The 20,724-nt window shown below is 57.8% G+C and carries 22 protein-coding genes, 1 other RNA gene and 1 riboswitch; of the genes, 8 read left to right on the forward strand and 15 right to left on the reverse strand.

Features of this window, described 5'->3' with window-relative positions; genetic code table 11:
• Positions 1-39: 39 nt before the first annotated feature.
• The 3 genes from pta to ALB80_RS15405 all read right to left on the reverse strand — a co-directional run bounded on the left by pta (position 40) and on the right by ALB80_RS15405 (position 4,430).
• Positions 40-1,047 carry a phosphate acetyltransferase gene (pta, locus tag ALB80_RS15395; protein WP_050604974.1) on the reverse strand — a complete coding sequence of 336 codons (1,008 nt, stop codon included), beginning with the start codon at positions 1,045-1,047 and terminating at the stop codon, positions 40-42.
• Between the two features lie 22 nt (positions 1,048-1,069).
• Entirely contained in the window at positions 1,070-2,845 is a 1,776-nt protein-coding gene (gene xsc, locus ALB80_RS15400) for a sulfoacetaldehyde acetyltransferase (RefSeq protein ID WP_050604975.1), read from the reverse strand.
• A 124-nt stretch (positions 2,846-2,969) separates the two neighbouring features.
• Positions 2,970-4,430, reverse strand: a complete 1,461-nt coding sequence (locus tag ALB80_RS15405; RefSeq protein ID WP_050604976.1) for a PLP-dependent aminotransferase family protein — start codon at positions 4,428-4,430, stop codon at positions 2,970-2,972.
• 133 nt (positions 4,431-4,563) lie between these two features.
• Here ALB80_RS15405 and ALB80_RS15410 point away from each other — a divergent pair, with 133 nt between their 5' ends.
• Together ALB80_RS15410 and ALB80_RS15415 are read left to right on the forward strand one after the other, a co-directional pair.
• Complete coding sequence (locus tag ALB80_RS15410; RefSeq protein ID WP_050604977.1) at positions 4,564-4,872, forward strand: helix-turn-helix transcriptional regulator; 309 nt, start codon at positions 4,564-4,566, stop codon at positions 4,870-4,872.
• Entirely contained in the window at positions 4,865-5,896 is a 1,032-nt protein-coding gene (locus ALB80_RS15415) for a permease (RefSeq protein WP_050604978.1), read from the forward strand. The genes ALB80_RS15410 and ALB80_RS15415 overlap by 8 nt, the downstream gene beginning before the upstream one ends.
• Positions 5,897-5,952: 56 nt before the next feature.
• On the opposite strand, the gene ALB80_RS15420 is transcribed toward ALB80_RS15415, so the two are convergent.
• Positions 5,953-6,342: a hypothetical protein gene (locus tag ALB80_RS15420; RefSeq protein ID WP_050604979.1), complete on the reverse strand. Its 390-nt coding sequence runs from the start codon at positions 6,340-6,342 to the stop codon at positions 5,953-5,955.
• Between the two features lie 50 nt (positions 6,343-6,392).
• Positions 6,393-7,151 carry a DUF1013 domain-containing protein gene (locus ALB80_RS15425; RefSeq protein ID WP_050604980.1) on the reverse strand — a complete coding sequence of 253 codons (759 nt, stop codon included), beginning with the start codon at positions 7,149-7,151 and terminating at the stop codon, positions 6,393-6,395.
• Positions 7,152-7,281: 130 nt separating this feature from the next.
• On the opposite strand from ALB80_RS15425, the gene ALB80_RS15430 reads away from it, so the two are divergent.
• Positions 7,282-7,911, forward strand: coding sequence for a ribonuclease T2 (locus tag ALB80_RS15430; RefSeq protein ID WP_050604981.1), 630 nt, complete (start codon positions 7,282-7,284; stop codon positions 7,909-7,911).
• Here ALB80_RS15430 and ALB80_RS15435 read toward each other — a convergent pair.
• The 6 genes from ALB80_RS15435 to ALB80_RS15460 all read right to left on the reverse strand — a co-directional run bounded on the left by ALB80_RS15435 (position 7,908) and on the right by ALB80_RS15460 (position 12,845).
• Positions 7,908-8,396, reverse strand: a complete 489-nt coding sequence (locus ALB80_RS15435; RefSeq protein ID WP_050604982.1) for a hypothetical protein — start codon at positions 8,394-8,396, stop codon at positions 7,908-7,910. The two genes, ALB80_RS15430 and ALB80_RS15435, sit on opposite strands and share 4 nt — an antisense overlap.
• Before the next feature lie 86 nt (positions 8,397-8,482).
• A complete protein-coding gene (locus ALB80_RS15440) occupies positions 8,483-8,827 on the reverse strand; it encodes a hypothetical protein (protein ID WP_050604983.1) in 345 nt (114 codons plus the stop codon).
• Positions 8,828-8,981: 154 nt separating this feature from the next.
• A complete protein-coding gene (recR, locus tag ALB80_RS15445) occupies positions 8,982-9,575 on the reverse strand; it encodes a recombination mediator RecR (protein WP_050604984.1) in 594 nt (197 codons plus the stop codon).
• Between the two features lie 64 nt (positions 9,576-9,639).
• The gene (locus ALB80_RS15450; RefSeq protein WP_050604985.1) at positions 9,640-9,993 is read right to left on the reverse strand and encodes a YbaB/EbfC family nucleoid-associated protein; all 354 of its coding nucleotides are present in this window, start codon (positions 9,991-9,993) and stop codon (positions 9,640-9,642) included.
• Between the two features lie 131 nt (positions 9,994-10,124).
• Complete coding sequence (locus tag ALB80_RS15455) at positions 10,125-10,994, reverse strand: TauD/TfdA family dioxygenase (protein ID WP_050604986.1); 870 nt, start codon at positions 10,992-10,994, stop codon at positions 10,125-10,127.
• 87 nt (positions 10,995-11,081) lie between these two features.
• Positions 11,082-12,845 (reverse strand): DNA polymerase III subunit gamma/tau, encoded by a 1,764-nt coding sequence (locus ALB80_RS15460; RefSeq protein WP_050604987.1) that lies wholly within the window; start codon positions 12,843-12,845, stop codon positions 11,082-11,084.
• Positions 12,846-13,017: 172 nt separating this feature from the next.
• On the opposite strand from ALB80_RS15460, the gene ALB80_RS15465 reads away from it, so the two are divergent.
• A complete protein-coding gene (locus ALB80_RS15465) occupies positions 13,018-13,518 on the forward strand; it encodes a protein-tyrosine phosphatase family protein (protein ID WP_050604988.1) in 501 nt (166 codons plus the stop codon).
• 2 nt (positions 13,519-13,520) lie between these two features.
• Here ALB80_RS15465 and ALB80_RS15470 read toward each other — a convergent pair whose 3' ends face one another.
• Complete coding sequence (locus tag ALB80_RS15470) at positions 13,521-13,928, reverse strand: hypothetical protein (protein WP_050604989.1); 408 nt, start codon at positions 13,926-13,928, stop codon at positions 13,521-13,523.
• A 90-nt stretch (positions 13,929-14,018) separates the two neighbouring features.
• A riboswitch (cobalamin riboswitch) is annotated at positions 14,019-14,241 on the reverse strand.
• Between the two features lie 131 nt (positions 14,242-14,372).
• Between ALB80_RS15470 and ALB80_RS15475 the strand changes: the two genes are divergently transcribed.
• Positions 14,373-15,230, forward strand: a complete 858-nt coding sequence (locus tag ALB80_RS15475) for a hypothetical protein (RefSeq protein WP_050604990.1) — start codon at positions 14,373-14,375, stop codon at positions 15,228-15,230.
• Between the two features lie 36 nt (positions 15,231-15,266).
• Here the strand turns inward: ALB80_RS15475 and rsgA are convergent, their stop codons facing one another.
• The 3 genes from rsgA to ALB80_RS15485 all read right to left on the reverse strand — a co-directional run bounded on the left by rsgA (position 15,267) and on the right by ALB80_RS15485 (position 18,460).
• Positions 15,267-16,295 carry a ribosome small subunit-dependent GTPase A gene (gene rsgA, locus ALB80_RS15480; protein ID WP_050605038.1) on the reverse strand — a complete coding sequence of 343 codons (1,029 nt, stop codon included), beginning with the start codon at positions 16,293-16,295 and terminating at the stop codon, positions 15,267-15,269.
• Between the two features lie 158 nt (positions 16,296-16,453).
• An RNA gene (gene ffs, locus ALB80_RS21905) (signal recognition particle sRNA small type) lies at positions 16,454-16,552 on the reverse strand.
• A gap of 39 nt (positions 16,553-16,591) precedes the next feature.
• Positions 16,592-18,460 (reverse strand): bifunctional 2',3'-cyclic-nucleotide 2'-phosphodiesterase/3'-nucleotidase, encoded by a 1,869-nt coding sequence (locus ALB80_RS15485; RefSeq protein WP_050604991.1) that lies wholly within the window; start codon positions 18,458-18,460, stop codon positions 16,592-16,594.
• A gap of 183 nt (positions 18,461-18,643) precedes the next feature.
• Here ALB80_RS15485 and nudC point away from each other — a divergent pair, with 183 nt between their 5' ends.
• The 3 genes from nudC to ALB80_RS15500 are packed head-to-tail and all read left to right on the forward strand — an operon-like array spanning position 18,644 to position 20,724.
• Positions 18,644-19,627 (forward strand): NAD(+) diphosphatase, encoded by a 984-nt coding sequence (gene nudC / locus ALB80_RS15490; protein ID WP_050604992.1) that lies wholly within the window; start codon positions 18,644-18,646, stop codon positions 19,625-19,627.
• Positions 19,628-19,664: 37 nt separating this feature from the next.
• On the forward strand, positions 19,665-20,132 hold the full coding sequence (locus ALB80_RS15495; protein WP_050604993.1) for an SRPBCC family protein: 468 nt from the start codon (positions 19,665-19,667) through the stop codon (positions 20,130-20,132).
• Positions 20,133-20,181: 49 nt separating this feature from the next.
• Positions 20,182-20,724, forward strand: a complete 543-nt coding sequence (locus ALB80_RS15500; protein WP_050604994.1) for a chloramphenicol phosphotransferase CPT family protein — start codon at positions 20,182-20,184, stop codon at positions 20,722-20,724.

The raw sequence follows: 20,724 nt of genomic DNA on the forward strand, positions 1-20,724 counted from the left end.
ATGAGAACACTGTTCCGAAAAACGGTGTGAATAAGTGAATTACGTACTGTCGGCTTGCAGTGCAGTCACGGCGATCATTTGGGTTACATCTTCGGCGCTGCAGCCGCGCGACAGGTCATTGGCCGGTTGTGCCAGCCCTTGAAGCACCGGGCCAATTGCGGAGTATCCGCCCAGCCTCTGGGTGATCTTGTAGCCGATGTTGCCCGCATCAAGATTTGGGAAGATCATCACGTTGGCCTGACCGGCAACGGATGATCCGGGGGATTTGCGATCACCGACCGAGGGAACAAAAGCCGCGTCAAACTGCAGTTCTCCGTCGACTGACAGATCAGGTGCGGTCTGGCGCAAAGATTCCGTGGCCTCGATCACCTTGTCCACGTCCGGGTGCTTGGCGCTGCCTTTGGTCGAAAAGCTCAGCATCGCGATCTTGGGGTCGATCTGCAGAAGACTTTTGGCCGAGGCGGCCGAGGCGATGGCGATTTTGCTCAGCTCAGAGGCAGTCGGATTGATGACCAGACCGCAGTCTGAATACAGCATCGCCCGTGCGCCGGACTGCGCGTTCTCAGGCGGGTACATCAGGAAAAAGGACGACACCATCCCGGCATCCGGGGCCATTCCGATGACCTGAATGGCCGCGCGAACAATATCGCCGGTTGTATGCACCGCGCCGCCAACCGTTCCGGTGGCGCGTCCGCTGCGCACCAGCATGGCGGCATAGACCGGTGCCGTTTCAACGGCCGCGCGGGCCGTGGCCTGATCAACACCCTTGTGTTGACGCAACTCAAAGAATGTCTGGGCAAACTCCTCGGTCAGTTCCGAGGTCACGGGGTCATGCACCGCAGCGCCCTGTGAAGGAGCAGCACCGTGATCCTTCAGGGCAGCTTCGACTTCGGCTTGCGGTCCGACCAGAATAACATCGGCCAGATCGGCCTGATGGGCGGCCAGCGCCCCCGCAACAACGCGGGGATCACTGCCTTCGCATAGTGAAATCACAGGGCGGGTGGCCGGAGCATTCTGCCGCAACAGCTCAATAGGTGTCAGGGTCATTCGCTCCGGCCTCGTCCTGTAATTATACGGCTTGCTCGCGCATATCGTCAGCCGAAACGCCTGCGACTGCGACGGGCTTCTTCATCGCATCACGGCGGAAGGGTTCACCCAGTTCCTGGTTGATCAGGGCCTCGATCAGGGTGGTGATGCCGTTCTTCTGATCTTCGATCGCCTGGTTCAGGGCTGCGGTCAGCTCGTCCTGCGTGCTGGCAACAACACCTTTCAGACCGCAGGCTTGTGCGATACCGGCATAAGACACCTGGGTGTCCAGCTCGGTGCCGACGAAGTTATCGTCGAACCACAGGGTCGAGTTCCGCTTTTCAGCACCCCACTGGTAGTTGCGGAAGACGATCTGGGTCACGGCAGGCCATTCCGAGCGGCCGATCGCGGTCAGTTCGTTCACTGCGATACCAAAGGCACCGTCACCGGCAAAGCCGACAACCGGAACTTCGGGCTGGCCGATTTTTGCACCTACGATGGCAGGCAGACCGTAACCACAGGGGCCGAAAAGGCCGGGGGCCAGGTATTTGCGGCCCTCTTCAAAGGCCGGATAGGCGTTGCCGATGGCGCAGTTGTTGCCGATATCGGATGAGATGATCGCCTCTTTCGGTAGCGCCGCCTGAATGGCACGCCATGCCATGCGCGGGCTCATCCAGTCGGGCTTGGCATCGCGGGCGCGCTGGTTCCAGCTGGTGCCCGGATCGTCATCCTCGTGGGTCATCGAGGTCAGTTCCTGAGCCCAGGCGGATTTCTTCTGCGCGATACGGTCTTTACGCTCCTGACGGCCTTCGTCACCTGCGGTGCCGCTCAGCTGGTTCAGGATGCCGTTGGCCACCTTGGCCGCGTCGCCAACGATGCCGACGCTGACTGTCTTGGTCAGGCCGATACGGTCGGGGTTGATGTCGACCTGAATGATTTTCGCATCCGCTGGCCAGTAGTTGATGCCGTAACCCGGCAGGGTCGAGAACGGGTTCAGACGGGTGCCGAGGCACAGGACCACGTCAGCTTCGCTGATCAGCTCCATCCCGGCTTTCGAACCGTTATAGCCCAGGGGACCTGCAAACAGCGGGTGCGAGCCGGGGAAGGCGTCGTTGTGCTGGTAGCCAACGCAGACCGGTGCGTCCAGACGCTCGGCCAGCGCCTTGGAGGCGTCGATGCCGCCTTCGGACAGAACCACACCGGCACCGTTCAGGATGACCGGGTTCTTGGCGTTCGACAGCAATTCAGCGGCTTGGGTAACGGCGGCCTCGCCGCCCGAGGGGCGCTCGAATTCAACGATGGCGGGCAGGTCGACGTCGATCACCTGAGTCCACATATCGCGCGGGATGTTCAGCTGAGCCGGGGCGCTGGCGCGTTTGGCCTGCATGATCACGCGGTTCAGAACCTCGCAGACGCGGGACGGGTCGCGGACTTCTTCCTGATAGGCAACCATGTCTTCGAACAGCTTCATCTGCTCGACTTCCTGGAAACCACCCTGACCGATGGTCTTGTTGGCCGCCTGCGGTGTCACCAACAGCAACGGTGTATGGTTCCAGTAGGCGGTTTTGACAGCGGTCACGAAGTTGGTGATACCAGGGCCGTTCTGCGCGATCATCATCGACATCTTGCCGGTGGCGCGGGTGTAGCCATCGGCCATCATGCCGGCGCTGCCTTCATGGGCGCAGTCCCAGAACATGATTCCAGCTTTCGGGAAGAGGTCCGAGATCGGCATCATCGCCGAGCCAATGATACCGAACGCATGTTCGATCCCGTGCATCTGCAGAACCTTAACAAAGGCTTCTTCGGTCGTCATCTTCATGTGAGTGCTCTCCAAACAAGTGGGTGAAACCGGGCAAAGTGCCCGGGGTTTTGATACGGTTTTGGCGTATGGGTGCGCTTGGCGTTAGGGCCAAAACGAAACCCGAATTAGGTCCAGATATCGCCTAGGCGGTCCGAATGGCGTCCGCAATCAGATTCACACCTGGTGCAATGCGGTCGGTCGAGATTGAGGAGTAGCCGAGGCGGTAAAAGTTCCGGGGTCTGTCTGGTCCAGAGAAAAACGGTGCGCCCGGTTCAATATGAACACCCTGATTCTGCAGCCTCAACGCCAGTTGGGTCGTGTCGACATGTTCCGGCGCCGACATCCACATTGACGAACCACCAATCACGCCGCGCCCGGCCACGGTCAGGCCGCTTTCTTCGATGGCTGAGTTCATTGCAGCGCGCCGCTCTTGCAAAGCCTTCGACATGCGCCGGATCTGCGCGTCGTAGTGGCCCAATGACAAAAAGTATGCGGCCGTGCGCTGAATGTGCCCAGGTGGGTGGCGCAGAACCAATGAACGAAGCGCACGTGCCTCGCGGATAAAGGGCTCGGAGCCGACCATGTATCCAAGCCGCAATCCGGGGAACAGCGACTTGGAAAAACTGCCGACGTAGATCACGCGCCCATCCCGATCCATGGATTTGAGCGCCGGTGAAGGCGCACCCCGAAAAGCCATTTCAAATTCGTAGTCATCCTCGACAACCATCGCGTCCAGTTCGCGTGCTCGATCCAGCAATTTGTTCCGGCGTTCGATCGACATCGTTGCGGTCGTCGGGCTTTGATGGCTGGGCGTTGTAAAGATGACGTCAGCGCTGTCGGGGATCGTTTCGGGTGGAAGTCCGTTTTGATCGACGCTCAGGGGCGTCACCGCGCAGTCCCAATGGTTCAGCAAGCTCCGTAGCGCGTAATAACAGGGGTCTTCTATCACTGCGGAACGATTGTGGGTCAGCAAGATGCGCGATGCCAGCCAGAGTGCGTTCTGCGCGCCCAGCGTGATCAGAATTTCTTCGGGGCGGGCGGCAATGCCGCGTCTGGGTAGGGTGTGGCGGGCGATGAACTCGACCAGAAGTGGGTCATCCTGATCCACGTAATCACCTGTCAGCGAATCGAAGTCCTTGTGTCCCAAAGCTCGCACAGCGCACAAGCGCCAGTTGGCGTGATCAAACAAAGTCCGGTCTGCCTGACCGTAGATGAACGGATAGCGGTATTCGCGCCAGTCGCTGGGTTTCGGCAGAACGTAGCTGTCCAGAAAGCGACGCGCTAGCGCCTTGTCCCAGTCTACGGATTCTGTGCCGCGCTGGACGGGCGAGTATTTGGGCGGGACGGGCGCATTATGCGAAACGTAGTATCCAGATCGTCCCTTGGCAGTCAGGTAATCATTTGCCAGCAATTCGGTATAGGCCAACGTCACCGTGATCCGGCTGACACCCAGATGTGCGGCCAGTTTGCGCGACGAAGGCAGCTTTTCCCCAACGTGAAAGCGACCAGACAGGATGCCTTCGGCGATCATCTGCTGGATCTGAGCCTGAAGCGTGCCTTGACCGTTGAGTTCAAGAAAGAATGTATCGACTGATATCCCCATGCCTGCTTATAGGGTGGACTTAAGGTGGGGGCAATCTGGACTTACATTGCGGTCACGAAATTTCACCTGGTGGGTTGACCCGGAAATCGGTTTAGCCTAAATAACTATAAATCTAGTTTAATGGAGGCGACTCATGTGGGAAGCTGCTGCTGCCGGATTTTCTGCCATGGGATCTGAAGCCCGGCTGAAAGTCCTCAAGACCCTGGTACGGGCTGGCGACGCCGGTTTGACCGTTGGCGAGATTCAAAACCGGACGGGTATCGCCCCGTCGACCTTGGCGCATCACCTGCGGTTTCTTGCGGCCGGTGGTGTTGTTGAGCAGGAAAAGATCGGGCGCACCACGATCAACCGGGCCTGTTACAACGAATTGAGAAACCTGGCGCAGTTCATTCTCAGCGAATGTTGCGCCGACGCGGTTGGAGAGGCTGCGAACGATGGTTGAATTAACACAAAATCCCAAGGTGACCGCCAAGGGCGTGCTGGAGCTGATCAAGACGCCTTGGGCGTTGATCGTTGCAATTCTTGCGGCTGTAGCAATCCTGGACCCCGGTAACTTGCGTGAGGTGGTGACTTTCGCAGTCAAGGCCTTGGCGCATACCGGGCAATACATCCTGTTTGCCGTGCTGCTGCTGTCATACCTCAAGGCGACCGGAGCAGAAGTGATGGTGGCCCGCGCCTTTGAGGGGCGCGAGACCCGGATGATCTTTCTGGCCGCACTATTCGGTGGTCTCGCACCGTTCTGTTCTTGCGAGGTCATTCCCTTTATCGCAGGCCTTCTGGCGCTTGGCGCACCGTTGTCGGCGGTCATGGCTTTCTGGCTCAGCTCGCCCTTGATCGACCCGCCGACACTCTTGATTACCGCCGGTGCGCTGGGATGGCCCTTTGCCATCGGTAAAGCTGTGGCAGCGGTTGCTCTTGGCCTGTTTGGCGGGTTCATGGTGCGACTGTTGATGCGCCAAGGAGCGTTTGCCCAACCTCTGCGCGAATACAAACCTGCCGGATGCTGCGGCTGTGGTCCGAAAATGGATGACAAGCCGGTCTGGAAATTCTGGCAAGAACCCGAGCGACGCGTTCGGTTCCGTTCAGAGTTCGTACACAACGGATTGTTCCTGCTGAAATGGCTGGCTCTGGCGTATGTGCTTGAAGCCTTGTTGGTCAACTATGTGCCTGCCGACCTGATCGCTGGCGTGGTTGGTGGAGATGGTGTGCTGCCCATCGTTGTTGCCGCCTTGGTGGGAATGCCGGCTTATCTGAACTCCTACGTGGCACCGCCGCTGCTGGCGGGATTGATGGAGCAGGGAATGACGGCAGGCGCCGCCATGTCGTTCATGGTTGCTGGTGCCGTCAGTTCCATCCCGGCGATGGCCGCCGTCTGGTCGCTGGTCAAACCCCGCGTGTTTGCCACTTACCTTGGCCTCGGTGTGGGTGGTGCTATTATCGCAGGCATCATCTTTCAGATGGTATGAACGAAAAAGCCGCCCGGTGTCAGCACCGGGCGGCTTTGTTAAATGGGTTCAACCAATCAGCTGTCTTCGCACAAGCGTGGCAGTTTGAACCGATACCGGGCTTCGCCACTTTCGACATACACGCGTTTCTCGATGCAAGCCGTTGTGCCCACGGTCTGTGAAATTTGGGATTCGGTCGAAGTGATCGACGTGGCAGATCCATCCGGCAAACGAACAGAGGCGATGACGCCGTTCTTAAGATCTCCGTTTACCGCCGTGGCAGACAAAACCGGCACAGTCAGGAAGGCTTCGTGCGCGTGTTCCCCTTCATCACCCAGCAGAAACAGGAACGTAACGATAACGATCATGACAACGCCGCCGGCCAAACCAAGGCCCCAGGTTTTGAGAAAGGCATAAACAGAGACGGCACGGTGCGGGCCAAAAACAGCAGATAGAACGTTCAGCATGGCAAGTCCGTTAAAAAGCCCCAGCCGTTCTGGCCGGGGCTGATTGTGCGTTAGGGGCGAAGATCATCTTCGTCTTCGTCATCAGCCCCACCTTTGGGCAGATTAAAGAAGCTGTCAGCATCGATGATCGCTTCTTCTTTCTCTTCCTCAGGTTCATCGGACAGTGAGAACGTTTCGAGCCCTTCAATCGCGGTTGGGATTTTTGGCGCAGCGTCCATTTCCAGCGACTGTTCGGTCGACACCAGTTTGCGACGTTCATCATCGCTCATCACACCGCCTTCTGCGGCTTTCTTGGCGGCGGCCTTCTGCACGATGGCGTCCAGCTCGGACTGTTTGCACAGGCCCAGAGCGACTGGGTCGATCGGTTGCATGTTGGCGATGTTCCAGTGGGTGCGCTCGCGGATCGACTGGATGGTGGGTTTGGTGGTGCCCACCAGCTTGGCAATCTGACCATCGCTGAGTTCCGGGTGGAACTTGACCAGCCACAGGATCGAGTTCGGACGGTCCTGACGCTTGGACAGCGGTGTGTAACGCGGACCACGACGTTTTTCTTCGCCCGAAGCGGCCGGGTTGAACTTGAGCCTCAGCTTGTGAAGCGGGTTGTTCTGCGCCGCGTTGATCTCGTCCTGGGTCAGCTGGTTGTTGGCAATCGGGTCAAAACCCTTCACGCCAGCAGCGACATCGCCGTCAGCGATGCCTTGCACTTCCAATTCGTGCATCCCTACGAAGTCCGCGATCTGCTTGAAGCTGATCGTGGTGTTGTCCACCAGCCATACGGCGGTTGCCTTGGCCATAAGCGGTTTTGCCATCAGCCCGTCTCCTATACATACATCTGTCCCGTCGCCGGAATTCGGCGGCCCCTTGGTCTTGAGGCAGGTTTCCGTTGTCGGGGAACTTGGGCCGTATATAGTCGCGCAAAGGCAAGAAGGGAAGAGGTGAATGCGCTGGGTCGTATTGTGGGTTTTTAGCGCGTTTGCTGCGCTGGCCGAAGGCGAAAAGGCCGGAGAGTTCGATTACTATGTTCTGTCGCTTAGCTGGTCGCCCAACTGGTGCGCCCGCGAAGGTGATGCGCGTGGGTCCGATCAGTGCGATGCGCGTCATGATCATGGCTGGATTCTGCATGGCCTTTGGCCACAATTCCATCAGGGATGGCCGTCCTATTGCAGAACGCCCGAAGCGCCTCCGACCCGTCGTATGACACGCGAAATGGAAGATATTCAGGGCAGTGCGGGTCTGGCCTGGCATCAGTGGAAAAAACACGGCACCTGTTCCGGACTGTCTGCGCCCGACTATTTCGCCCTGTCCCGACGCGCCTATGACGCGGTCAAGCGCCCACAGGTGTTTCGCAAGCTGGACTCATCCGTCACCCTACCCGCTACAGTGGTCGAAGAGGCGTTCCTGAAGGCCAATCCCGGTTTGAAACGGGACATGATCACCGTCACATGCAAGCAGGGCTATATCGAAGAGATCCGCCTGTGCCTGTCGCGCGACCTTGGTCCAGTGCCCTGTGGCGGCGACGTGATCCGCGACTGTACCGCCAAGGACGCGCTGTTCGATCCGATTCGTTAAAGCTTCTTGTTCTGGCAATCGCGGGCATAATCCAGCGCTTTGGCGGTCCCTTTGAGGTCGATAGCCATCACCACTTCACCTGCGGGGTTATGAACGGTCATCGTTTTGTTCTGTGCGATGGCGTTCACAAAGCTTCGATCGGTGAAAAACACCGTCGCGCCCGGTACATCTCGTTCGTTGAACCCAATGGCAGTCGCGTCATAGCTTTTGCCGTCCAGCTCAAACCGGATCGGATAGCTCTCGCCTTGTTTGATGTCGCCCCAAGCCTTGTTGTAAACGGCGAAATACCCGCGATTGCCAAGCGCGTCATAGCCAAGGCGCACCACCGAGAGATCCTGATACACCGTCTGGATCAGGCACCCGTTGCCAAGTGCGGGGTCCATCATGATGTTCCAGCCTTCGACAAAGCCTTTGTCGATGAGGTCTTGTGCGAGAGCAGAGGTGGTGGTGAAGGCAGCGAAGGTAAGGGCAAGAAGGCGGGTCATAGCACATCCACAAATCAGACAATCTATTTATGTCATTGTAAATTGTCGTGGAAGTTAGACAATCTATTAATTTCCAAGGGGCCGTGTCAGGTCTCCTCGCCGTTGGAACATATCTCAATTCTCAGGTTAACAATTGCCTGGTTCGGAACGTCTTCTGAATTCAGCGACCCTCCGACAGCTAACCATTCGGAGTATTCAGGGTTAATGCAATCAACGTATAGAGCGCCGAAAAAATCGCCGTACTTACCTTCGCCGCGAACATAGACGTGCCTGTCTGTTTGTTCATCATATCTTTTGTCTTCCGGAATTGCGCTCCACCATTGTTTGTATGGCGGCGGTAGATCGTGGGTGTCTTCGTATAAGTAGAGAGTTTCAGCAGCAATGGGCGAGGCGAAAGCACCAACAATTGCAAACAACGCTAAGTGTTTCATCGTGTTTGATAATCCGTGAAATTAACAGAAAGCAACTCATCCAACAACTATACCGCTGTCAAGGTAGGTACCGCGATATTTGAGCGAGCGCCGTGCGCTGCGCTGGCGCCGACTAGCGCAAAGGCAGCGCGAAAAAAAGAACTGGGAATTTGAGCTACAGTTCCTTCCGCGCCCGCAGCGCGGCCGTAATCGTCCCGTCATCCAGATAATCCAACTCACCGCCAATCGGCACACCCTGCGCCAGCGAGGTCAGGCGTACCTGACCCTCCAGTTGGTCTGCAATGTAGTGGGCGGTGGTCTGGCCGTCGACGGTCGCGTTCAGCGCCAGAATGATTTCGGTGATACCCTCGGAAGTCACCCGATCCCTGAGACGGGGAATGCGCAATTCATCCGGGCCAACCCCGTCCAGCGCAGACAATGTGCCGCCAAGAACGTGGTAGCGGCCTTTGAAAACAGCCGCGCGTTCCATCGCCCAAAGGTCGGCAACATCCTCGACCACGCACAGCTCTCCGGTCGCGCGGGCCTCATTGTCGCAGATATCGCAGATGTCGGTGGTGCCCACGTTACCGCAATTCAGGCATTCACGAGCGGTAATGGCAACCTGCTGCATGGCATCAGACAAGGGCGTCAGCAGAAGGGCACGTTTGCGGATCAGATGCAGAACGGCGCGACGGGCCGAACGGGGGCCGAGGCCGGGCAGCTTGGCCATCAGTTCGATCAGATTGTCTATGTCGTTGTTGGAACTCAATCCGCACGCTCCTGCAAATGGGCCGGGCAAGGGGGCCCGGCCTTTGGGTCGTCAGGAGTGTCTATCAGAACGGCAGCTTGATGTCTGCTGGCAAGCCCATGCCTTCGGTCAGTTTTGCCATTTCCTCCTGAGAACGCTCAGTCGCTTTGGATTGGGCATCCTTGATCGCGGCCAAGATCAGGTCTTCTACCACTTCCTTGTCGTCGCCGTTAAAAATCGACGGGTCGATGTCCAGACCTTTCAGGTCGCCCTTGGCCGTTGCAGTTGCCTTGACCAAGCCAGCCCCGGATTCACCGACAACCATCATGTTGTTCAGCTCTTCCTGCATTTCGGTCATTTTCGTTTGCAGATCCTGCGCGGATTTCATCATCTTGGCCATGTCGCCCAGACCGCCAAGCCCGCCGAGTCCTTTCAGCATTGGTATTCTCCTGTGTCTCTGTTTGGGTTCTAGATACGGGCCGCAGCCGCGTGGCACAAGAGTTGTCCCGCCGGTCGGAGAGCTCTTTGGCATAACCGATGACTCGAAGCGGGCGCGGGAGGGATGGTTTTTCAAACCACACGAACTGCGTTTAAACCATCAGACTCGGTTACAGAGCTACAAATAGATTTCAGCGTTCTTGGATGGTTGTAGTCCCAGGGACGGCCGCGATGCATCGTTGCGCGTTCATCCCAGATCAGAACGTCTCCGACTGACCATTGGTGCGAATAGACATATTCGGGCTGCGTGCAGAACGCGATGGCTTCGTCCAGCAGAATCTGGCTTTCTTCATGCCCCATTCCTTCGATGGCAAAGGCGTGCGAGGCGATGAACAAGGCTTCTTCCCCGGTCACTGGATTTGGCCAGATTGCGCGCCATGGGCGATCCGGCCATCGCGTCATTTTCGGCAGCGCAGCGAGGTCAGCTGAAATCTTTGATCGGGAATGTGACAACCGATGCCAGATGATGGCATCCTTGAGGGCGGATTTCAGATGATCTGGCATATCCGCCCAAGCGGCACGCGTCGACGCGAGTTCTGTTTCACCGCCGGATGGAGGTACGACTTTTGCAGTCAGAATGTTGATCAGCGCCGGCGTCGACAGGAACGTGCTGTCCGTGTGCCACAACATGTTGGCCTGCAAGTCCAACAAGCGCAAATCGTCTTTCGCACGCAGTCCATCCTTGGTCTTGTTTGTCAGCTCGGGAAGCTGAAACTCAATATCGCGACCCGCTGCCATGGCTTCCCGGTTTTCCAATGGCCCAAAAAGTTCGGCAAGGCGCATGTGATCCGCGTCAGATATCGATTGCGCAGGAAACAGGAGCGCAGAATGGGTTTCGAACGCTTGCCGAATTTCCGGAAAATAACGCTGTTTGGTGACGTCGCGCAAATCCAGGTCGTGAACGACCAATCCGAAACGTGGGTGCAGTGGTGACGTTCGCATGCAATCCCTCCCTAACATCATGGAAGGGTGTAATCGTTTGAAGTGTCAATCTGCTTCGTTTGCGACACGGGATCGATCGCTTTCGGGTCAGTCTTCCTCGAACGGGTCCCATTCATCTTCGACTTCGGGAAGCGCTTCGGTTTCGACTTGGGCAGCGCGTTGCTCTGGCGTCTCGATTTTTGTGATCTTTGCCTTGGGAAATTGAGCAAGCACAGCCTGAACCAGAGGGTGTTGTTCGGCTTCGGCTTTCAGGGCCAGCTCGGCCTCGTCCCGAATTTCCGCAATTGTCGGTGCATCCCCGTTCGAGACTATCGACACAGCCCACCGGTTTCCGGTCCAACGTTGCAGGGCAGAACCCAACCGGGGCGCAAGGTCGGTCGGTGCCTGCGCGGCGGGGGTGAATTCGATCCGACCGGGTTGATAAGACACCAGCCGCACGCCGTTTTCCACTTCGACCAGAAGCTTTACGTCGCGGTTGGTGCGGATCAGTTCGACCACATGCTCAAAGGTCGGATACCGGGCCAGGGCCGTCTGGACATCCTGTGCCAATGCGGCAACGGGCGCGCCGCTTGGGCCGCGTGGGGGCGCTGCGTATGCAGGTGCCGGGGCCGCGCTGGCCTGCACAGGCACTGCGCCCTGCCGGGACACCGAAGCGCCGCCACCAGGTCCACCAGCCGGAGGTGGCGGGGCATCCTGCAACCGTTTGATTAATTCTTCAGGGCTGGGCAGATCGGCCACATGGGTCAGGCGGATAACGGCCATCTCAGCGGCCATCATGGCATTGGGCGCGGCAGAGACTTCTTCTAGCGCCTTCAGCAGCATCTGCCACATTCGGGTCAGGACACGCATCGGCAGGGCCTCTGCCATGTGCTGGCCACGGCTTCGTTCATCCGGCGAAACAGTCGGGTCTTCGGCGGCGTCGGGCGTGATCTTTACGACGGACACCCAATGCGTGATTTCGGCCAGATCGCGCAAGACGGCTAAAGGGTCTGCGCCTTCTGCGTATTGTCCGCTCAGTTCCGTCAGCGCGCCAGCGGCATCGCCACGCAGGATCATGTCCATCAGGTCCAAAACGCGGCCACGGTCCGCAAGTCCCAGCATTGCGCGGACCTGTTCGGCCGTGGTTTCACCTGCCCCATGCGAAATTGCCTGATCCAGCAGCGAGGTTGCATCCCTTGCAGATCCTTCTGCTGCGCGGGTGATCAGCGCCAGAGCATCTTCGGCGATCTGAGCGTTTTCGGCAGCCGCGATCTTTTGCAGAAGGCCAATCATGTCCTCTGGTTCGATCCGGCGCAAATCAAAGCGCTGACAGCGGGACAGAACCGTAACAGGCACTTTGCGGATTTCGGTGGTTGCGAAGATGAACTTCACATGTTCAGGCGGTTCCTCAAGCGTCTTGAGCAGCGCGTTGAAGGCGCTGGTCGAGAGCATGTGAACCTCGTCGATAATGTAGATCTTGTAACGTGCGCTGGCGGCGCGATAGCGGACACTGTCGATGATCTCGCGGATGTCGTTCACACCGGTTCGGCTGGCGGCGTCCATCTCCATCACATCGACATGGCGGCCTTCCATGATCGCCACGCAATGTTCGCATTGGCCGCAAGGCTCGGTCGTTGGGCTGCCAGCGCCGTCGGGACCGATGCAGTTCATGCCCTTGGCGATGATCCGCGCGGTGGTGGTTTTACCGGTGCCGCGAATGCCGGTCATGATGAAAGCCTGCGCAATCCGGTCCGCTTCGAATGCGTTTTTCAGGGTGCGCACCATGGCATCCTGGCCCACCAGATCGGCAAAGGTTTCCGGGCGATATTTGCGGGCGAGAACCTGATAGGCGGGGCTGGGAGTGTCGGTCATGTTTTCTCGGTCGGATTCGGGGCTTCGGCACAGCGTAGTGGCCGCTGTCGTTTACGTCCACAGCATGGCGCGATGATTTTTGATTTAGAAACCGGCCGGTTTCGCACTAAGCTGTTCCAACAGATTTAAAGACTCATATTTGTAACGAGTTCTGGGTGGAGGACACAGGTTCATGTCGCAGCTGGTTATCTATGCCTTGCAAGTCGCAGGGGGAACGCTTGCCCTGACGTCGATGCCCGGACGCGGTGGTGATTACGGGGGTGATCTTGAAACGATTGCGGCATGGAAGCCGGGGCTTGTTGTTTCAATGACAACGGATGTCGAGATGCTTCAGCATGGGGCTCAGGATTTCGGCAGCGATATCCAAAGCCGCGCGAGCCGGTGGGTGCATCTGCCGATCGAAGACTTTGGTGCACCTACTGCAGCAGTTGAAGAGGCATGGCCCGGCGTCAGCGCCGCCGCCCGGCACGCCCTGGCTGGAGGAGGCCGGGTGCTGGTGCATTGTCGGGGCGGCTGCGGCAGGTCGGGGATGGTTGTCCTGAGGCTGATGGTCGAATGCGGCGAGCGGGCAGACAAGGCCCTTGAGCGTTTGCGGGCGTTGCGTCCCTGTGCCGTGGAAACAGATGCCCAACTGGCCTGGGCGGCACGGGAATTTCAGACTCAGGTCGTGTAGTCTTAGGCCGAAAGATGTTCAGGCGCGTGCACGGGTTTGCGGGGCTGCAGCGCTACAACCTCGATTATCGCGCAGGGTGGGTCTGCAATGAGGCCGGACGGCAAGGTGGTGAACGTATTCCCAAAGATCAGATCGGCGTACGCGTTCAGGTCCTCGGGCTGAGCTTCAGACTGTGTGCCGCAAAAGATGCGAATTCTGTCTGATTGAGCTCGAATGGTTGCGTGGCACCCTTCCGCGCAATGCGCCAATTCACTGCCGCCATCAAACTCGAATTCGTCGCCTGTGGCCGCTGTGGCCTGAGTCATAGCCTCGGAAACCGAGCGCGCAAGTCGCGCCAAGGCGGGGCAGGTTTTGCCTGTCCGCTGACATACCGTTGCGCTGTATTCATGTGTCTTTGTCTTCCAGATCATCCTGCGCCCTCCGCGCGTGTTGGACAGGAAGATCGGGTCAGGTGGGACGGCAAAGTGCAGTCAGGACCTGCCCGGACACCCCGCCCGAGTTTCGGTTTCAATTCCGATGGCAGGTCTCCTGACTTGCGGGTCTTGGCTTTGCCGACCTTCCCAGCCCTGGGGGCCAGTGGTGTTTTGGCATCGCTCACCGCTTACAGTTGCGGGGGCAGTCGCGGATTTGGTTTGCACCTGAATGACCAGGCTGAACCGCACCGTGTTCCCTTTTCATCCCGACCCCTTGTGGGGGACAGGAACCATCACACAACCGCTAGCGTCTGACCCGGTGCCGAGTCAAGCTGATCTTTTCGCCCGACGTTTGGTCATGCTGGATGGGTGGAAAGTTCCCGCTTAGAGTCTTCACTATTGAAGGTAAGCAAGTCAATTTTCAGCGCAGGGTCAGGGATCATGTTGGACACAGAGCAGTCGGTTTTGACCGAAGATTTCCTCTTTCCGTCCGGGTCGACGACCCTATCAGCGCGGCTATACCGACCGATCACAGAACCCGAGACCGTGGTTGTTCTGAACAGCGCAACAGGCGTGCCGCGCGACTATTATCGCCACTTCGCACGTTGGCTGGCTGCCGAGCGAGGTATGGCGTGCCTGACATATGACTACCGGGATTTCGGGCATTCTCTGACCGGCGGTATGAAGGATGCACGTGCGACAATGGCGGATTGGGCTTTGATCGACATGCCAGCGGCGCGGGCGGAAATGCGCAGGCGCTATCCTGATGCGCAGCAGTGGACCATTGGTCATTCGATAGGTGCGATGCTGGGGCCGGTTCAGCCGGATATTGATCTGATCGATCGAATGATTTCCGTGTGTTCGGGTCTAGTGACCCTGAGTGATCACCCGTGGCCTTACCGAGGATTGGCCGCTGTGTTCTGGTATGGGCACGCGCCATTGCTGGTAAAAGCACTGGGCTATCTGCCGGGAAAGGCAATCGGGTTTGGCGCGGACTTGCCGGCGTCGGTCTACTGGCAATGGCGCAAATGGTGCACGGCACCTTTGGGTTATGTGCCTGAAATCGGACAAAACCTTCCGGAGACGCGTTGGGACGGCTCTGGTACACCCGTGGACTTGTTCACTTTCGAAGACGACCAGATGGTCCCGCCGGAAGCGGTCTGGCGGCTTGCCGACCTTTATGGAGCTGAGGCTAAGCGGCACCTGCTTAGGTCTGATGATTTCGGATTGCCGGAGATTGGCCATATCGGAGCATTTGCACGGCGCAACGCGGCAGTATGGCCGCGCCTGATCGCTTGACCAGGCGCGGCACACGAATTGACGTACACCTTCCAGCTATCGCCCTTTGCGCAGTTTTTGCTCCTGCATGACACCCCGCACCATCTTACCGAACGCTTTGTCCCGCGCCCGGGATTGGGCGACAGATTCCGAGTTGCGCTGATCTTCGCGCCGAAGTTTTCGCCAGCGATCCAAACGGGCAGGATCAAGCACGCCTTGGTTGATCGCCTGCTGTACCGCGCAGCCTGGCTCGGAGTCGTGCTGACAATCTGAAAAGCGGCAGTTCAGGCCAAGTTCGGTGAGGTCTGAAAAAACTTCATCGATACCGTCCTGAGCGTCCAGCAAGCGCAAAGCGCGCATTCCAGGCGTGTCGATCAGCCAGCCACCGTTGCGCGTCCGATGTAATGCGCGTGCCGTAGTTGTGTGCCGACCGCGAGCGTCGTCCTCTCGAATACCTGACGTGGCAAAATCCTTATTGGTCAAGGCGTTGGACAGTGTCGTCTTGCCAACACCTGACGACCCAACCAGCGCGCCCGTCTGGCCTTTAGGACACCAGGACAGAACCGTTTCAATTTCCGCTGGGTCCAGTGCGTTGATTGCCAGAACTGTCAGATACGGGTCCAGGGCCTGCACCTGTCCCGAGAAACGCTTGGGGTCATCAGATTTGTCAGCCTTTGTCAGGACAATGACTGGGTAACATCCTGCTTGATGCGCAAGCGCCAGATAACGCTCTAGCCGGGGCAGGTTGAAATCTGCGTTGCACGAACTGACGATGAACAGCACATCGACATTGGCTGCGATCAGTTGCGTCGCAGCACCTGTACCTGCAGCTCGTCGTTGCAGTAGGCTGCGCCGGTCGAGCAGATGGTGAACGCGTTTGTCGTTGTCAGTTAGAACCCAGTCTCCGACGGCATAGCTACCGGTCGATTGATCAGGGGTCAGCAGTGGAAATTCGCCCTCTGGGTTCAGCCCGATTAGGCGGTCCCGATGAACAGAAGCGATGCGAAACGGCGTACACGAAGAATGAGCCGCGTGTTGCGCGGCAAAATGAGAGGACCACCCCAGGTCCGAAAGAGAAGAATGCATTGGTCTGCCTGTTGTCAGAAACAGCAATCCCAACGGATGGCGATCGCGCATCCCCGGGTCATGTGTTCAGGCAGTCGGCTGGTATTGTGAGATCAGAACCGTACTGCCCGAAGGGTTTTTGTTGCAATCATAAAGCCCTCCTGCGGCTAACGTTCATTAAGTGAGAGGTTGGACATCGACCCAAGCGGGGCTCGTTGTGGCTGCTTCCTTCCGGACCTGACCAGGTTGGCGAGGCGCTCGCCCGCGCCAACCTCTCGACTCTGGATATAGGGAAGGCAGAGGAAAAAGACAACCCGTCAGAACATCAGATGGATACGCTCGAATCCTGTGTCATCGGGGCTGAGCACCTTGGGATCGAACTTGAGCAATTCATCAATGTGTTTAAGGGCACCCGGACCTGTTCGAAGTACGGTTTTTGTGCCCGCTTGGGCTGCCAATGTAAACGGATAGGGGTGCCGCGTTATTGGATCGAGAGGAAGGCGATCAGACAGATAATCCCGCACCAGGTCCTTGATATCGAGAGGCGGCAGATTGATATGCCGGGCTGCGGATGCCACAGGAAAATGCCCCCCTCCGCTGGTGCGATAACTGTTGCAAGCCAGAACAAACCTTTGTGTGGGAGGAACGGATTGGCCACCAATTTGCAGATCACGAACCCGCCTGTTGTCTGGGTCGATCACCCGTCCTTCGACGTCGAAGCGTGCAGGTTGCGACAGATCGATTTGATAGGACAGTCCAAAGATGACGTCGAAATTATATCCGGCCCGCTCGGGGTTGATCAGATCCGTTTCGAAATCGGGCGCAAGCTGGTTGAACACACTTGCCGACATTTCAAGCCAATCCAGCAATTCTACACCATTGATCTGGATCGCACGCAACTCATTGCTATACGGATACAGGTCAGCAACATGGCGCAGGCATATTTGTCCCGCCGGTACATTTGTATAATGTCGGGGGCCAGCGCGTCCGCCGCTTTTGGCCGGTGCAACGGCTGACAGAAGCGGTAACTCTTCCAACGCGGAACCATGCAAGAAAGGGCGCACTGCAGAGGCCTGAGCAGCGGCGGCCAGAGCCAGCCCGCGATCTGGCAGGCAGAAGCTGAAATAGCTATGCATGGCGTCTGACACTTGCGCGACAGGTTTGGCTACTGCGTCACGGGTCTGACGATGGGCATCGGCGAGCAGGCGCACCATGTCCTGATCTTCGTCAACTGCAGCGCCGGCCACAAGAAACGGGCGCAGTTCTGCGCGACACTCTGCAATGCTGAACCCGGCATCCGGCCGCGGAGCGACAACTAGGTCTATTACGCCAAGGTAAGACCCGGCAGAACCGGCCATGACAACCGGTGTCCCGTGCACCAACCCTTTTGTTTGATTGAGATACGAGGAGTTGGCATTGGCGCGACTTGGAAGGGTCAGATGCGTGTGCCCGGCAACAATGGCGTCGATTCCGTCGATGGCGGCCAAAGGGATGACGGCATTCTCCATACCTTCTGCAGCCTCTGATTGGCCCAGCCCGGAATGGGCAAGCATCACGATCAGATCACACCCTTTGGCGCGCAAAAGCTCTGTCAGCTCGCGGGCGGTGGTTAGGATGTCTTCGGCTATGACCGTTCCGTTCAGGTGATGCTCTTCCCAGCACGTTGTCTGCGGCGGAAGAACGGAAATCAGGCCGATACGAAGGGGTATGTTTTGGTCGCCCACTGGTACGGTGCGGTCCAGTATCGTATACCTCTGCCACGTTTGCTGACCGTCCAAACGATGCAGGTTGCTGCACAGAACCGGGCACGGGGCTTGTGAGAGGATATTGTCCAATTTTGGTAACCCAAACCCAAAATCATGGTTGCCAAGACCCACGGCGTCATAATCCAGCTTTGTGAAGGCCTGCATCAACGGATGCGGCGTGTCGTTCCGCGCTGCCCACTCGCCCAGTGGAGTTCCCTGTATCGCGTCCCCATTGTCCACCAACAGAACCAACGCATCACTGGCTTCTTGGCGAGCTGCACGGATCAGGCTGGCGGTACGCGTCAGTCCAAGCGTCGGGTCCGGTGTGTCTGTGTAATAGTCAAAACCTGTCAGATGCATATGCAGGTCGGTCGTGGCCAGAATGCGTACGCGTCCGCAGTCCTTTGCAGGGCGTGTCTGAGTCGATGGGTTTTGCTTCACTTTAAAAAGTCTGCTTTTGACTAAGGTAATTGATCAAATGGTACAGGGCGTAACTTAAATGATTTTTCCGAGGCTACCATGCGGCTTTTCGGCGGCAGTCTCACGTATTGCAAGAGCCGGAATTGCGATTGCAACACGGGCACAGACATGGCAGCCCTGTGCGCAGGACCAGAAGGACATCCAATGAAAAACGCAGAGCAGGTGACGTTTGGCGGCTCGGGCCTGGATCGGGCCGCCCATTTGCGCGGGAATGCCGAATCACTTGCCGAAGCGATGCGCAATCCGACCGCACAGTGCATGTTGGTGTGGCGGGGGAAAATCCTGGTTGCAGGCGACGGGCTGGATCAGCTTGCTGTACTGCCGATGACGCATCCGCTGGTCAGCGACGGGCCCGGTGGGGTAGCTGAGATCCCGGTCTTTTTGGGTATGACCGCCGAAGACGCGCCTTTTTTTGCGGTGGATATCTCGGCCTGGACAGCAGAAGGTCTGGACCTGACCGGACTGGGCGAGTTCGTAGACAAGTCTGAACAGCAGCACCCGGATTTGCCGGAAGGGTATGTGTTCGCCGAATTGCGCCGGATCATGACGCGATTGTCGGCGCGGGATGCCGAACTGGCCGCGACGGCCAAAGCGGTTATCGGCTGGCACGAAACGCATCGATTTTGCGCCCGCTGCGGTGCCACCAGTGAGATATCGCAAGGCGGTTGGCAACGCAGTTGTCCGTCATGCAGCGGGCAACATTTCCCGCGCACCGACCCGGTTGTGATCATGCTGATCACGCATGGGGACAGTGTGCTGATGGGGCGGTCTCCGGGTTGGCCCGAGGGTATGTTTTCGTTGCTGGCGGGCTTTGTCGAGCCCGGAGAAACCCTGGAAGCCGCCGTGCGCCGCGAGGTGATGGAAGAGGCGGGCGTGCCCGTTGGGGACGTTTCCTATCTGTCCAGTCAGCCCTGGCCATTCCCAGCTTCGTTGATGTTTGGCTGCGCGGGAGAGGCGTTGTCGCGTGACATCGTGATTGATCCCGTCGAGATTGAAGAGGCCATGTGGGTAAGTAAATCCGAGATGATGCAGGCATTTGCCGGGGACCATCCAAACCTGCTGCCCGCCCGAAAAGGTGCAATCGCCCATTTTCTTCTTGAGAACTGGCTTGCGGATACGTTGGACTAACGAAATATAGGCGCGGCCATAATCTTCAAAGGGTATCATGCAGTTTTTAGCGCGAGAGGATATCGAAGCCCCAATTAACGCGGTGTTCGATATGGTGTCGGATTTCGAGCGGTTCGAACGTATGGCAATGCGCCGGGGAATCGACGTAAGGCGCTCGGATTCGGAGGCGATCTTTGCTGCGGGAACTGAATGGCAGACAGAGTTCAAGCTGCGCGGCAAATTGCGCGAGATGTCAGTGGTGATGACAGATTGCGACCGGCCTTCGCAAATGCGTTTTGAAGCCAGCAGCAAGGGCATGACCGGTCTGACGAGTGTGGATTTTCTGGCCCTATCGCCACGCAGAACGCGCCTGAGCCTTGAGATGTCTCTGGCGGCCAAGACTTTGCCTGCGCGCCTGTTGCTGCAATCGGTGAAGTTGGGCCAGTCCCGGTTTCGCAAACAGCTGCAATCCCGGCTGAGTGAATTTGCGCGTGAGTTGGAACAGCGTCATCTGCATGGTGCATAGAGAATACTGTTACTCTGTTTCTTGTGTTGATTAAGCGGAAGAGGCCCGGATGTCGCACATCATCTTTCTGCACGGCGCATCGAGCAGCGGAAAATCGACCACAGCGCGGGCCTTGCAGCAGAGGATCGAACTGCCGTTCTGGCACATTTCCATTGATCATCTGCGCGAGTCCGGGGTTTTGCCGCTGACTCGATACCGCAACAAAGAGTTTGATTGGCGCGCTGACAGATCTGCGGTTTTTGACGGATTTCATCAGTCGCTGGCGGGATATGCTGCAGCGGGCAACAATCTGATCGTGGAACACATTTTGGACACCCCGGGTTGGGTCGAAGATCTGCACAGGCTGCTTCGACCTTTCGACGTGCTTTTTGTTGCAGTTCACTGTCCGGTCGCGGAGTTAAACGCACGTGAGCGTTTGCGCGGTGATCGTCCAATTGGAAGCGCAGCGCAGGATCACTCTGAAATCCATGCCGGAAGGGTCTACGATATGGAAATAAACTCAACTGTAGGTGTCGAGTTTAATGTACAAACGATCCTTCAGGTGTGGCGCAGCAACCTGCGCCAGTCTGAATTTACCCGATCGAAGGAATAG

Source organism: Ruegeria sp. 6PALISEP08 (assembly GCF_001238295.1).
Taxonomy (GTDB): domain Bacteria; phylum Pseudomonadota; class Alphaproteobacteria; order Rhodobacterales; family Rhodobacteraceae; genus Ruegeria.